Here is a 14,759-nt window from a genome sequence, read left to right on the forward strand (position 1 = left end):
AGTGGAGAATTGATAGCTGAAAGTTTATAATAATTTTTTTAATACATTCAATTTTCAACTCTCACTTATTTTACTTTAAACAAAGAAGGGAGGGAGCTTTATTAGATTTAATCTCTAATAAAGTAAGGTTAAGTTTAATAAGCGTTAAAAATGGATATTAAAGAAGAAGCTTTAAAAATGCATTCAGATAAAAAAGGTAAACTGGAAGTAATAGGAAAGGTTCATGTTAAGGATAGACATGATTTAGCAGTAGCATATACTCCTGGAGTAGCTGAGCCATGTATAGAAATTTCAAAGGATAGAAATAAGGTATACGAATATACAATAAAGGGAAATACAGTAGGAGTAGTAACTAATGGTACTGCAGTTTTAGGGCTAGGAAATATAGGAGCTAGTGCAGGATTACCTGTAATGGAAGGAAAAGCATTATTATTTAAAGAGTTTGCTGGTATAGATGCCTTTCCAATATGTTTAGATACTGAAGACCCTGAAGAAATAATAAAAACAGTAAAACTAATGGAACCTGTGTTTGGAGGAATAAATCTTGAAGATATAAAAGCACCTGAGTGTTTTTACATAGAAAAAAGATTAAAAGAAGAATTAGATATTCCTGTGTTTCATGATGATCAGCATGGAACAGCTATAGTAGTCTTAGCTGGATTATATAATGCACTAAAATTAGTAAATAAAAAGTTAGAAGAATCTAGAATTGTAATAAATGGAGCAGGTTCAGCTGGTATTGCTATTTGCAAGCTTTTATTAAACGCTGGAGCTAAAAACGTTGTTATGTGTGATATTAATGGAGCTTTAGTAGAAGGTGATGAAAGGTTAAACCCAGCTCAAAGAGAAATAGCAAAGGTTACAAACAGAGAATTGCAAGAGGGAACTCTTAAAGATATCGTAAAGAATAAGGATGCATTTGTAGGAGTTTCTGCCCCTAAGGTATTAACTAAAGAAATGGTAGCTACTATGAATAAAGACAGCATAGTTTTTGCTATGGCAAATCCTACACCAGAAATAATGCCAGATGAAGCTAAAGAAGGTGGAGCAAGGATTGTAGCTACAGGAAGATCTGATTTCCCAAATCAGATAAATAATGTACTTGTATTCCCAGGAATATTTAGAGGGGCTTTAGATGTAAGAGCAAAAGAAATAAATGAAGATATGAAACTTGCTGCAGCCAGAGGAATTGCAAATCTTATAAAGGATGAAGAGTTAAAAGAAGATTATATAATTCCAGATCCATTCAACAAAGAAGTATGTGAATCTGTAGCAAAAGAAGTAAGAAGAATTGCAAAGGAATTGGGAGTTGCTAAGATATAGTTTACTAGTTGGTAATTGATAATTGATAGTGAACAGGTAATGGTAATTTTTCTTTACTTTCAAATAAAAATAAAGGGTAAACTGTACCCTTTATTTTTTAATGTTCTGAAATAAGTTTTCTTCTTAAGAAGTCTAATGCAATGGTTACAGTTCTTGATCTTATAGATTGCCTATCACCAGTTAGATTTAATTCCTTAAAAAATGTTTTTCCTTTTATGTAAAGGCCAATGTAAACAAGGCCAACAGGTTTTTCAACACTTCCACCATCGGGACCAGCAATTCCAGTAGTTGAAATTCCTATATCTGAATCAGCAGCTTTTGCTACTCCTGTGGCCATTTCAATTGCGGTTTCTTCACTTACAGCTCCAAAGTTTTCTAAAGTTTCTTTTTTAACTTCTATTCTTCGCATTTTTGAATCATTGCTATAGGTTACAATTCCTTCTATAAGGCATTGTGAAATGCCAGGATAATTTACAAGTCTTCCACATAAAAGGCCTCCTGTACAAGATTCAGCTATAGATATGGTTAATTTGTTGTTTATAAGTATGTTTCCTACTATACTCTCTAGGGTATCTTTATCATATCCATAAATATTTTCTTTTAGAATAGATTTAATTTCATTTTCTACAGGTTGTATTAAACTTTCACATTTTTCTTTTGACTCAGCTTTTGCAGTTATTCTTAAAGTTACTTCATTTTCTTTAGCATAAGGAGCTACTGTAGGATTAGATTGATTATCAATAATATGGTTGATTTTAGTTACTACAGAAGACTCCCCTAATCCACATATTTTCAGTGTTTTAGATACAAATGTATTTTTACTAAATTTTTGAAGATAGGGAACTACATAATTTTCAAACATAGGGATGTTTTCTTTTGGTGGACCTGGAAGAAGAATTAAAATTTTATTATTTTCATTTATTATACAACCAGGTGCGGTACCATAATTATTTTGAAGTATTATAGCTCCTTCAGGAAAATAAGCTTGTTTTTTATTATTTTCACTTATTTGTCTTTTTTGTCTTTCGAAATATTCTTCTATCATTTTTAATGATTCTTTATGAAGAACCATTTTTTTGTGAAAATATTCTCCGGCTACTTCTTTAGTTAAATCATCTTTTGTAGGACCTAATCCACCTGTAGTTATAACTAAGTCTGATCTTTTAAATGCTGTTTCTAATCCTTGTTTTACTCTTTCATTATTATCACCAATAACAGATTGATGATAAAGATATATACCTAAGTCAGCTAATTTTTTAGATAAATATTGAGCATTTGTATTTAAAATATCACCTAATAATAGCTCAGTACCTACTGCAATTATCTCTCCAGTCATAGGATAAGACCTCCTTAAAAATTCAGTTAATAAAATAATATTTCTAATTTAATATTATCACAATATTAAATTATTATTAAATAAATATTGTAAAACTTGAAAGTAGGTATCTTATAAAGAAAAATATATATAATATTCTTAGAGGGTAAATTTGAAGGAGGATGAATATGAATAAAACATTAAGAAATATATTAATAGTATTAGGTATACTAATAGTTTTAATTGCTCCTATAATATCAAGCTATAACAAAATAGTAAGTTTAGATCAAAACATAAAAAAGGCAGAGTCAAATATAGATAGTGATCTTCAAAGGAGATCAGATCTTATTCCAAATTTAGTAGAGACAGTTAAAGGATATGCAAAGCAAGAAAAAGATATATTTACAGATATAGCTAATGCTAGGGCAAGGTTAAATGGTGCTCAGGGTGTTAAAGACAAAGCAAATGCAGATGAGGAGTTAACTAGTGCTATTTCAAGACTTCTTGTAGTGGTAGAACGATATCCAGATCTTAAATCAAATGAAAATTTTAGAGGGTTAATGGTACAATTAGAAGGGACAGAAAATAGAATTAATGTGGCTAGGAAAGATTATAATGTTGCAGTAGAAAAGTATAATGGTACTATAAAAAAATTTCCTACTTCTGTAATAGCATCAATTTTTAGATTTGAGGAAAAAAGCTATTATAAGGCAAATGAAGGAGCTAAGGAAGTACCAAAAGTTGATTTTAATATAGGTAAGTAATATGAAAAAATTAAAAAGTTTTTTTAGTATAGTAGTATTTATATTGATAATCTTTGCTTTTTCAGTTAAAGCAGAAATAAATGTACCTAAGCCTACTAATTTAAAATATGTAAACGACTATGCCAATGTATTGAGCAAAGAAACAAAAGAATATATAGTATCAGTAGGAAAGGAACTAGAAGATAAAACCAGTGCTCAATCTGTAGTGGTTATTATAAATTCTCTTGAAGGCTATGATATAGAAACCTATGCAAATACCCTTTTTAGACAGTGGGGCATAGGGAAAAGAGAAAAGAATAATGGACTTCTTATGTTGATTTCTATGGAAGACAAAAAAAGAAGAGTAGAGGTAGGATATGGATTAGAAGGAGCAATACCGGATATATATACAGATAAGGTAATGGAAAATCTTTTTAAACCAGCTTTTAGGAATAAAGAGTATGACAAAGGAATAAAAGAGCCTTATTCAGTGTTTGCAGATGCTATAGCTAAAGAATATAACGTAAAGTTAGATAAAAATAAACCAGTAGCTTTGCCAAAACAATCTCAGCAAAAAAACAACTCTACTGCGTCTAAAAAAGTAATACAATTGATAGTGTTACTTATTATACTAGATAATTTATTGAATAGAGGAAGAGTTACAAGACAAATACTTTCTATACTATTTTGGAGTTCTTTTTGGAATGGAAGAGGTGGTAGAGGAGGTCCTGGTGGTTTCGGCGGTGGAGGCTTTGGAGGAGGCTCATCTGGTGGAGGAGGCTCCTCTGGAGATTGGTAATACATTTGACAAAATAAGGAGTAAGAATAGGAATTAAAAAAGACGATTTAGTCGTCTTTTTTTATATGTGCGTCCAGCAAAGCTGGACCATACTTACTGGTGAAAGTCCAGTCAAGGTAATTGCCAAGAAGCCTTGTAGCCAACCACTAAGCGTAGTAGAAATACTGGGATTAAAGAAACTATCTTCTTAAAAGTTATAATGTCGTAGAAAGAATAATATCGGAAAGCCGTGTGCAAGAAAATCGCATGCACGGTTTGATGAGGGGAAGAAGGAAATAAAATTTCCTTCAACCTACTCTACAAAATTCTAAATTACTTTTGAATAATAAATGTAATTAGGGAGAATTATAAAGATTAAGAGAAATTTGTTTTAGTCGAAAATTTAATCTTATCATAATGTCAATAGTATTTAAGGATAAAGTCATAATTAAGCAGGAGGAAATTATTATGCCAGACTCATGGACACATATCTTAGGAGCAAATGAAATAATAGAGGATATAAAAAAAGAAAAATATAAATCTATATTAATGAATAATATAAAGTATTTTCAATTTGGATCACAAGGGCCAGATATATTTCTTTATTATTGTCCATTGATACCTAGTAAACACAATAGGGTAAAAAAATTAGGTCAACAATTACATACTGATAAAACAGGAGATTTTATTATATATATTATAGATAAATTAAAGGAATGGAATTATGATGATGAGTATAATATATTATTTTCCTATGTATTAGGTTTTATTACTCATTATGCTCTTGATACATCTATGCATCCTTTTATATATTATTTTGGAGGAATATATGACCCTGATTATAAGAAAACAAAAAAATATGAAGAATATCACAGACAACTAGAAAAAATTATTGGCTTTATAGAATTAGAAAAGAAAAAAGGACCTTCAGCTTATAAAATTCCATTATATGAACAAATAAATTTAGGAGAATGTGTTCCTAGCATAATAAAAAGATTATATTTTAATGCTTTAAACAATGTATATAACTTAGAAATAAAAAATTATTTAATTAACTATTGCTATAAGGATATGAAAAATAGTCTTAAGTTTTTTACAGAGCCTAATGGCATAACAGAAAAAATTTTTTCTGTTATAGAATGGATAATTAAAAAAAGCATTGATGCTAAAATATATATATATCCACGGAAAATTAAAAATGATTTAGATTATTTAAATAATTATGGAAAAAAATGGAGTCATCCTTGTGATTATAAAGAGGTAACAAATAAAACTGGAGAAGAATTATATAATGAAGGGGTAAAAAAGGGAAAAGATATGATTAATGCAATTATTGAATATGTAGAAGGTAACATGACTAAAGAGGAGCTAAAAGAATTTTTCCCTAATATATCTTATGAATCAGGGAAATTATTAGCTGAACATAAAAAAATGATATATTTTAACTGTATATTTGAGTAAATAATTTATTTAGGGTTCATAAAAAATAAAATAAAAGTTTTTTGAAATATATGGAAAGCGCAGGATGAAATGTTATAATTAAATGTAGTAACATTTATAGACACAACTGCTAAGGGGGATTGGTTATGGAAGAGGTAAAGACTATACAGTGGAAAGATAATAAACTTATGCTTATTGACTGTACAAGGCTTCCTTTAAAAGAGGAATATGTTATTTGCAAAAATTATTTACAATTAGTTGAGGCTATTAAAAGCTTAGTAGTGAGAGGAGCACCAGCTATAGGAGTATCTGCAGCTTATGGAGTCGTGTTGGCTTCTATAGAGGCAAGAAAAAATAATAATAAAGAAGAATATATTGAATTTATAAATAATGCCATTAAGGAATTAGGAGAAACTAGGCCTACAGCAGTAAATTTATTTTGGGCATTAGAAAGAATGAGGAGAAAATTAGAGTCAATAAAGCATTTATCGCCGGTAGAAATAGAGGAAACTTTATTAAAAGAATCTCATTTAATATATGAAGAAGATATAAAATGTAATAAAATTATAGGCATGTATGGAAGCAAGATTATTCCCTATAGAGCTAATATATTAACTCATTGCAATGCAGGAGCATTAGCTACTGCAGGATATGGAACTGCTTTAGGAGTAATAAGATATGCTTATAATGAAGGAAAAGATATTCATGTTTATATAGATGAAACTAGACCTTTATTGCAAGGCGGAAGGCTTACTACTTGGGAATTGTTAAAGGAAGGTATACCGGAGACATTAATAACAGATAATATGGCAGCTTATGCCATGAAACTAAAAAAGATAGATATGGTGATAACGGGAGCAGATAGAATAACTGCTAATGGAGATGTGGCAAATAAAATAGGAACATATTCTCTCGCAGTTCTTTCAAAGGCTCATAATATACCTTTTTATATAGCGGCTCCATTATCTACTATAGATTTAAATTTAGCATCTGGTGAAGAAATATTAATAGAAGAAAGAAATAAGGATGAAGTAAGACATGTTTTCGGACACAGAATTGCACCAGAAGAAGTAGATGTTTTTAATCCAGCATTTGATGTAACTCCTAGTGAGTATATAACTGGTATAATAACAGAAGTTGGAATATTAACACCGCCATATAATATATCTATAAAAAGAGCAAAATATAAATAGCTTTTAAATAGGAGTGATTTATATGTTTGAAGATGAAAAACAGCAAATAGTAGACATGTCTTTAAGATTATACAATAAGCAATTGATAGTAGGGACTTGGGGCAATTTAAGCATGAAAGCAAAAGATAAAAGTGGTAAGGAGTTATATATAGTTACGCCTTCAGGAATGGAATATGAAAAGACTAATATTAAAGATTTAGTTGTATTAGATGAGGAAGGAAATATTTTAGATGGATTTAGAAAGCCTACATCAGAGCTAAAGGTTCATATTAAGATATATAAATCTATGGAAAATATAAAATCTGTAATTCATACTCATAGTACCTATGCTACTGCTTGCGCAGTAGCTGGAGTAACCATTCCAATGATAGTAGAAGATATGGTTCAACACATAGGAGGAGATATAAAGATAGCAAAGTATGCCTTATCTGGAACTGATGAGTTAGCAGATTATGTAGTTGAAGCTCTTAGAAATAGAAAGGGAGCATTGCTTAAGAATCATGGAGTTATAGGCATAGGGGAGAATATGGAAGATGCTTATAAATCTTGTGTATTAATTGAAAAAAGTGCACAAATATTGATATATGCAAAAATGTTAGGACATATACATTTATTAAGTACGGAAGATGCTCAAGAAATGATAGAATACTATAATAATAAGTATGGTCAGAAATAATTAGTATATATTTAAAATTTACAATTAAGTAATTAAAAAGCCTTGCAATGCAAGGCTTTTTAAAATTATTATAAATTATTTTATTTCACAATACTTAATTATCAAATCTAAAGTTGCCAAAATACCTTCCATATGTGTTCTCTCATATCCATGAGAAGCAAAAACTCCAGTTCCAATTAGAGCGGTTTTTATATCCCAACCAGCTTTTAAAGCTGCAGATGCATCAGAGCCATAGTGAGGATATATATCTACTTTATATGGAATACTTTTTTCTTTACATAAACCTACTAATTTTTTTCTTAACTGAAAATCATAAGGGCCTGAAGAGTCTTTTGCACAAATACATACTGCATATTCTGAAGAATTTTGATCAAGACCTGGAGCGCCCATATCAACAGATATAAATTCTTTTGAATTTTTTGGAAGAGATGCTGAAGCTCCATGACCAACTTCCTCATAGTTGCTTATAAAAAAACTAGTATTATAAGGGAGTTTAATTGAATTTTCTACCAAATATTTTATTGCATAAAGTAAGATAGCAGCACTAGCTTTGTCATCTAAATGTCTGCTTTTTATAAAACCATTAGAAGTAAATATAGTCCTAGTGTTAAAGTATATATAATCACCTACGTCTATACCAAGTTTTTTTGTATCATCTTTAGAAGATACTTTTTCATCAAGAACTATTTCCATATTTTCTGGGATTCGTTTCAGCTCTCTAGCTTCATTGCCACTTATATGGACAGAAGGCTTAATACTTTGAATAGTACCAGTAATTTTTTTGCCATCAAGAGTTTCTACAGTACAATTTTCACCTTCAATAGAATTCATCATAAAACCACCTACAGGAACAAAGGAAAGGCAGCCATTAGATTTTATAGATTTAACCATTGCACCTAAAGTATCTATATGTGCCGAGAAAACCTTTTCGTAATTACTATTTTCACCTTGTAAAGTAACAATGATAGCACCTTTGTTGGTAACTGAATAGGGAACATTTAATATATGTAACTCTTCTTTTATATAATCCATAACTTTCTCTGTAAATCCGCTAGGACTTGGAATAGTTAAAATATTTTTAAGATAATACTTAATTTTATCTTCATTGTAATTCATAAAATCACTCCTTATGCATACTTACATATATATTCTATCATAGTAAAAACTTTCATGTTACAAAAATACAACAATTATTGTATAAATAATTATTTATAGTATAATTAATAAGTGTAAATTAAGAGGTGATGCGTATGGTAAAGAAAAAAAAACCTAAATCTAAGAAAAAAGCACTTATAATAACATTTGTTTTATTAGGAATAATTTTATTAGGCTCTAGTGCAGCAGGTATAACTTATATGTATAATTATGTAAAACATTATGATAACTTAGTTTATCCAGGAATAATAGTAGAAAATACAAATTTATCTGGTAAAAACCTTGAAGAAGTTAAAAAAATTATAAAAGAGCAATATAGTGATAGAGTAATTAATAAAAAATTAGTAATAAAAACTCCAAATAAGAATTATTCATTAGCTTTTAGTAAAATAAATGCTAAATATGATGTAGATAATGTTGTACAACAGGTTTATTCCTATGGAAAAAATCTAAATTTATTTAGTAAATATAAATTAATAAAAGATTCAAGTAAAAAATTAGTTAAATTGAATTTTTCATATAATGATAAGCCAATAAAAGAACTTATTTCAAATATAGAAAAAGAGGTGAATTCAAATCCATTAGATGCTAAAATTAGTAAAAGTAGTGTAGGATTTGATATAACGCCTGAAAAAATGGGTAAAAAATTAAAGAGAGACAAGCTTTTAGAAAATGCTATAAGTGAAATTGATGGAACTATTGGAAAGGACGTAGAAATAAACGCTGAAATAGAAGATATAAAACCTCATATAACTAAAGATAAGTTAGGTGGCATAAATACCTTAATAGCTTCTTTTTCAACGGATTATGGATCTATATCTTCTCCTCAAAGAGCAAACAATATTCAAGTTTCTACTAAAAGTATAAATGGAACTGTATTGATGCCAGGAGATACATTTAGCTTTAATGGAGTTGTAGGCGAAAGAACCGAAGCTAGAGGTTATCAACCAGCGCCGGTTTTAGTAGGAAATCAAGTGGACTCGGGACTTGGAGGGGGAATATGTCAAGTGTCTTCTACTTTGTATAATGCTATACTTAAGACTAATATAAAAGCTACAGAAAGGGCACATCATACGTTACCTTCTAGTTATGTACCTTTAGGAAGAGATGCCACAGTAGATTGGGGAAATATAGACTATAAATTTAAAAATACTTTATCCTATCCTATATATATTGAAGGAATAACTAGTGGGGGAAATGTAATATTTAATGTTTATTCTAATTCACAGTTAGCTATTAGAAGGTACGATTTAGCTACAGATATATATTCTAAAATAGAAACTACTACAAAAACTATTAATGATCCAAATATCCCAGTAGGACAAGAAGAAATTGTACAAAAGCCGTATACAGGTTTCAAGGTAAAAGTGAGTAAAAATACTTATGAAAATGATAAATTAATAAATACAGAACTTATATCAGATGACTTTTATAGACCAGTTGAAGGATTGATAAAAGTTGGAACTAAGAAAAAATAACAAAAAAGGTTGTGCATTACTAATATAATGTACAACCTTCTTTTTAATTTATAGTGTATAATATCTGTAAGATTGTAAAGGAGTGTTAGACTATGGAAGAAAGAAATTTAATAAAAGAGATAGTTTTTAATATAGAAAAAGTAATAATAGGAAAAGAATATGAGATTTATAACATAATAAAAGGGATAATTGCTAATGGACATATACTTATAGAAGATGTTCCGGGAGTTGGAAAAACTACATTAGTAAAAGCGTTAGCTAAATCGTTAAGTCTTTCTTATAGAAGAATTCAATTTACGCCAGATTTACTTCCTTCAGATATATTAGGAGTTTCTATCTATAATCAAAAAAGCATGGAATTTGAATTTAAAAAAGGGCCTATATTTTCTAATATAGTTTTAGCAGATGAAATAAATAGAACTTCACCTAAAACTCAAGCAGCTCTCCTTGAAGTTATGGAAGAAAAACAAGTATCTGAAGGAAATGCTACATACAAATTAGAAGAACCTTTTATAGTTTTAGCGACTCAAAATCCTATAGAATATGAAGGAACTTTTACACTACCAGAGGCTCAATTAGATAGATTTATAATTAAAGTAAACATAGGGTATCCAGAAAAGAGTTATGAAAATAAAATGTTAAAAATATATAGAACTGCTAATCCTTTAGAAAGCATTAGTAGCATAGCTAAAGCTGAGGATATAATAAATTTACAAAAAAGAGCAAAAGACATTTATGTATCAGATGAAATTAATTCTTATATAGTAAATATAGCGGAGAGTACAAGAGACAACAAATATCTAAGTTTAGGGGTAAGCCCTAGAGCATCTTTATCACTTTTAAGAATATGTCAAGCTTCTGCTTTAATAAATGAAAGAAACTATGTTATACCAGAAGATATAAAAGAAAATGCAGTTAGAGTTTTAAGTCATAGAATAATATTGTCTCCTTATGGAAGATCAAATAATTATACTGAAGAAATGGTAATCAAAGATATATTAAAAATGTTACCAGTACCTAAAGTAAAAGGAAAATAATATGATTAAAATAAATAAAAAGTTTATTTTTTTCACAGTAGTTTCTTTTATTTATGCTTACTTAACAGGAGGATATTTATCTTATTCTATTTTTTATGGATTTTTATTAGCTATAATTTTTTCTTTAATATATATGAAAATTATAATGAAAAGTATAGAAATAAATGTAGAATTTCAAGAAGATATTTTTAATACTTTTAAGGAAACAGAAATTACAACAGTTATTAAAAACTATAGTTTTCTACCTATAGCTTATATGGAAATAAATAATAAAATTATGTATAAATTAGATAAGAGCTATAGAGGTAATTTAGTAAGTTTAAAGACTTATGAAAATAAAAGATTAAAAGAAAATATAGTATTTAATGAAAGAGGTTTATATAATTTTGGACAGTTTAATATATCTATAAAAGACATTTTTTCAATCTTAACCTTTACAAATATATTAAATAATGAACGTATTATAAAAGTATATCCTAAGGTTTATTCTGCAGAATTTATTGATCTATATGATAAAGATCTAACTAAAGCTATTATAAATGAAAGGGGAAAAATTGAAGAAGAGTATCTTACAACAGATATAAGAAAGTATAGGATGGGAGATAATTTAAAAAAGATACATTGGAAAATAAGTGCTAAGCATGGAGAATTATATGTAAAGAATGAAGACACTGTTTCAGGAGGAAGAGTTATTATCTTTTTAAATATGAATAAAGAAGATTATTCTTTACAATATCATAATGAAGTAGAAGAAAAATTAATAAGCCTATGTGTTTCATTAGTTAATACTATGAGAATTAATGGTACAAAAGTTAATATTAACATTTCAAATTATGAACAAAAAAGCTTTTACATAAGAACAAAGAAAGATTTTTATGAATTAATGGAATATTTTATTACTCATAAAAGCCAAGGAAAAAGCAATTTTCCTAATTTAATAATTGATAAAATTAGTGATTACAAAAACATAGTTGTTATAACACCTAAAATTAGTAAAGAATTAAAGGAGAAATTAATATTTTTAAGTATAATGAAACATAAAGTAGAGGTATTTTATTATAGTAATCATTCTGAGAATTTTGACAACATAATTTCATTGAAACAATTTTATATAAAGTGTGTAGATATTAGAAAGATTTATTCATAAAGATAAAAAAGGTACATTGAGGAAGTAATTAATATGGAAAGTTTTAAAAAAAATATAATTTATTTATCTTTAATATATTTAAATATTTTATTTATAATAAAAATAACTGAAAAGTGTTTTAAAATAAATAATGTTTCATATATGTATTTAACAATACTTTTCATTATAAGTGTAATTATATATTATATAAATAGTTTTTTTATAAATAATACTTTTTATAAATTTTTAATAATTATATGTATTGTAATAATTTTAATACTATTGTTTTATTATAATAAACAATATTTTCAAGGTATATTGTTAAAGAATATGAATTATATAATGGACTTAAATAACAATATATATAATAGACAGCAAACAGATTTTTATAAATTTAGATTGTTATCTGCTTTTATAATACCTATATTAACATTTTTCACTTTATGGTGTATTGATAAAATATTTTTTAATTTTATATTATTATTTAATTTTTGTATAATAATATTTTTTTGGTATTACGGATATAAAACTATAATAAAGGAATATACTTTTTATTATATTTTGATAAGTAGTGTAACTTACTTTGTAAGTACTTACATAAGAAATGTAGAAGAAACGAAGAATAAAGGATTAAATATATATGTAGCATATAATACTATAATACTATATGCTATAGTATTAGCAATGATATTGTCGTCAGTTCAACTTCTTTTGCCTAAGGAAATAGAGGGAAGATATGATAATAAAAAAGTAAATAAATTTATTGACAAGTTTTCTATAAGGAAAGTAGATGTAGAACATGAATATAATATTGGATATTCTGGATATGATAATACAAGTAAAAAACTAGGAGGTTCTATTAGTATAAGTAATAGAGAGGCTTTTAAAGTAAAAGGGGATAGACCTTACTATTTAAGAGGAACGAGTAAGGAATATTATGATGGTTTTTCATGGGACAATTTACAAGATAATTTTCAAAGTGTATCATATAAAAATACATTTTTAAAACCTAAAGCTGGAAATTTGTTTTCTATAATTAGAGATTCTAAGTTAGATTATTTAATTATTTATCCAACTTATATAAGAACGGCTACTTTTTTTACCCCTATGTATACTAGACGTATAGAAACAAAAGGGAAAAAGGCTTTTTACAATAAAGACAATAATTTTATATCTAATAATTTAATAGAGAAAGAGTATATTATAGAATTTTATAATGATAATTTTAAATATTCTTTAATAAATCAGGATGAAGATAAACGAGATAAGATTAAAGAAATAATGGATTATGGATATAAAAGGATGTTAAGTTTAGAGAAAGAGAAGTTTAAAGAATATGATATTTATTTACAGATACCAGAGAATATACCTAAAAGAGTGTATTCTTTAGTAGAAGATATAACAAAAGGAGAGAAAAATCCAGGAGGAAAAGTCTTTAAAATATATGACTATTTACAGAAAAATTTTAACTATTCTTTACAAGTATCTGAGGTGCCTAAAGGAAAGGAATTTGTAGATTATTTTTTGTTTACAGAGAAAAAAGGGTATTGTACTTATTTTGCAACAGCAGCCACGATAATGTGCAGAATAGCTGGAATACCTGCCAGATATGTGGAAGGCTTTAATATGACTTATGATAAAGATATAAATGGATTATTTATAGTAAGTGATAAAAACGCTCATGCATGGACGGAGATATTATTGGATCCACTTAGTAATAATTGGTCTATATTTGATGCAGTACCATCAGCACCATTGCAAATAGAAAGAGAAGAACATAGAGAAACAAAAAATGAGAGTCATGAAATTACTAAATCTAATGAAAATTATAAAAAGGATATAGAAAATATTAAAGAAAATAATATAAGAGAACAACATGAAGAAAGCAGAATGAAAAATAACTATATTTATTTAATTGTTTTTGCAATGATAAGTAGTTTAATTATTATAAGAATAATAGTAATTATAATTAAAAGAAAAAAAATAATTAAATCGCAAAGTATAATACCATTATATTTATATATGGTTGAAAGGCTTAAAGTATTAAACATAAGTAAAATGGAAAATGAAGGAGACAAAGAATTTGTTAAGAGAATAGAAGATGTAGTGCTAAAATTAAAAATGAATGAAATAGTAGAATACGTATATGAAGAATTTTACGGTAATAGCCATAAATTATTAGATATAAATAAGAAAAAAGAGTTATATAATTTTATAGAAAACTATATAAAAAATATACAAGGTATATCAAGATATTATTTCACTAAATTTATTACAATATAATATAGAATGAATTTCAATAAAATGGTTTGTATACTATAAAATAACTTTTGTATGTGATATAATATTTAAATAGATAAAAGAAGATGCGGATATGGTGGAATTGGCAGACACGCTAGATTCAGGTTCTGGTGGGAAACCGTGCAGGTTCAAATCCTGTTATCCGCACCAAAGCTTTATATATGAATAAGAAATTTAATAATACCTCTATGTAC

12 protein-coding genes and 1 tRNA gene are annotated in these 14,759 nt (G+C 27.4%); 11 read left to right on the forward strand and 2 right to left on the reverse strand.

Features of this window, described 5'->3' with window-relative positions:
• The first annotated feature begins 150 nt into the window (after positions 1 to 150).
• Positions 151 to 1,323, forward strand: coding sequence for an NAD(P)-dependent malic enzyme (locus J2Z24_RS16800; RefSeq protein ID WP_035150894.1), 1,173 nt, complete (start codon positions 151 to 153; stop codon positions 1,321 to 1,323).
• Positions 1,324 to 1,420: 97 nt separating this feature from the next.
• On the opposite strand, the gene J2Z24_RS16805 is transcribed toward J2Z24_RS16800, so the two are convergent.
• Complete coding sequence (locus J2Z24_RS16805; RefSeq protein WP_035150891.1) at positions 1,421 to 2,659, reverse strand: competence/damage-inducible protein A; 1,239 nt, start codon at positions 2,657 to 2,659, stop codon at positions 1,421 to 1,423.
• A 167-nt stretch (positions 2,660 to 2,826) separates the two neighbouring features.
• Here J2Z24_RS16805 and J2Z24_RS16810 point away from each other — a divergent pair, with 167 nt between their 5' ends.
• From J2Z24_RS16810 to J2Z24_RS16830, 5 genes are all read left to right on the forward strand, one after another.
• On the forward strand, positions 2,827 to 3,402 hold the full coding sequence (locus tag J2Z24_RS16810) for a LemA family protein (RefSeq protein ID WP_035150887.1): 576 nt from the start codon (positions 2,827 to 2,829) through the stop codon (positions 3,400 to 3,402).
• A gap of 1 nt (position 3,403) precedes the next feature.
• Positions 3,404 to 4,180, forward strand: a complete 777-nt coding sequence (locus tag J2Z24_RS16815) for a TPM domain-containing protein (RefSeq protein ID WP_035150884.1) — start codon at positions 3,404 to 3,406, stop codon at positions 4,178 to 4,180.
• A 447-nt stretch (positions 4,181 to 4,627) separates the two neighbouring features.
• Positions 4,628 to 5,620, forward strand: a complete 993-nt coding sequence (locus J2Z24_RS16820; RefSeq protein ID WP_035150881.1) for a zinc dependent phospholipase C family protein — start codon at positions 4,628 to 4,630, stop codon at positions 5,618 to 5,620.
• Positions 5,621 to 5,745: 125 nt separating this feature from the next.
• A complete protein-coding gene (gene mtnA / locus J2Z24_RS16825) occupies positions 5,746 to 6,792 on the forward strand; it encodes an S-methyl-5-thioribose-1-phosphate isomerase (RefSeq protein ID WP_035150878.1) in 1,047 nt (348 codons plus the stop codon).
• Between the two features lie 22 nt (positions 6,793 to 6,814).
• A complete protein-coding gene (locus J2Z24_RS16830; RefSeq protein WP_035150875.1) occupies positions 6,815 to 7,468 on the forward strand; it encodes a class II aldolase/adducin family protein in 654 nt (217 codons plus the stop codon).
• A 75-nt stretch (positions 7,469 to 7,543) separates the two neighbouring features.
• On the opposite strand, the gene J2Z24_RS16835 is transcribed toward J2Z24_RS16830, so the two are convergent.
• On the reverse strand, positions 7,544 to 8,584 hold the full coding sequence (locus tag J2Z24_RS16835) for a M42 family metallopeptidase (RefSeq protein WP_035150872.1): 1,041 nt from the start codon (positions 8,582 to 8,584) through the stop codon (positions 7,544 to 7,546).
• Positions 8,585 to 8,718: 134 nt separating this feature from the next.
• Here J2Z24_RS16835 and J2Z24_RS16840 point away from each other — a divergent pair, with 134 nt between their 5' ends.
• The 5 genes from J2Z24_RS16840 (at position 8,719) to J2Z24_RS16860 (ending at position 14,715) form a co-directional block, all read left to right on the forward strand.
• A complete protein-coding gene (locus J2Z24_RS16840) occupies positions 8,719 to 10,101 on the forward strand; it encodes a VanW family protein (protein WP_035150869.1) in 1,383 nt (460 codons plus the stop codon).
• Between the two features lie 92 nt (positions 10,102 to 10,193).
• Complete coding sequence (locus J2Z24_RS16845; RefSeq protein WP_035150868.1) at positions 10,194 to 11,138, forward strand: AAA family ATPase; 945 nt, start codon at positions 10,194 to 10,196, stop codon at positions 11,136 to 11,138.
• 1 nt (position 11,139) lies between these two features.
• Complete coding sequence (locus J2Z24_RS16850; protein WP_035150865.1) at positions 11,140 to 12,285, forward strand: DUF58 domain-containing protein; 1,146 nt, start codon at positions 11,140 to 11,142, stop codon at positions 12,283 to 12,285.
• Between the two features lie 33 nt (positions 12,286 to 12,318).
• Positions 12,319 to 14,547, forward strand: a complete 2,229-nt coding sequence (locus J2Z24_RS16855) for a transglutaminase-like domain-containing protein (RefSeq protein WP_111947593.1) — start codon at positions 12,319 to 12,321, stop codon at positions 14,545 to 14,547.
• Positions 14,548 to 14,632: 85 nt separating this feature from the next.
• Positions 14,633 to 14,715 (forward strand) — tRNA-Leu (locus tag J2Z24_RS16860).
• Positions 14,716 to 14,759 lie beyond the last annotated feature (44 nt).

The sequence above is a fragment of the Clostridium tetanomorphum genome (genome assembly GCF_017873215.1).
Taxonomy (GTDB): Bacteria; Bacillota; Clostridia; order Clostridiales; family Clostridiaceae; genus Clostridium_AO; species Clostridium_AO tetanomorphum.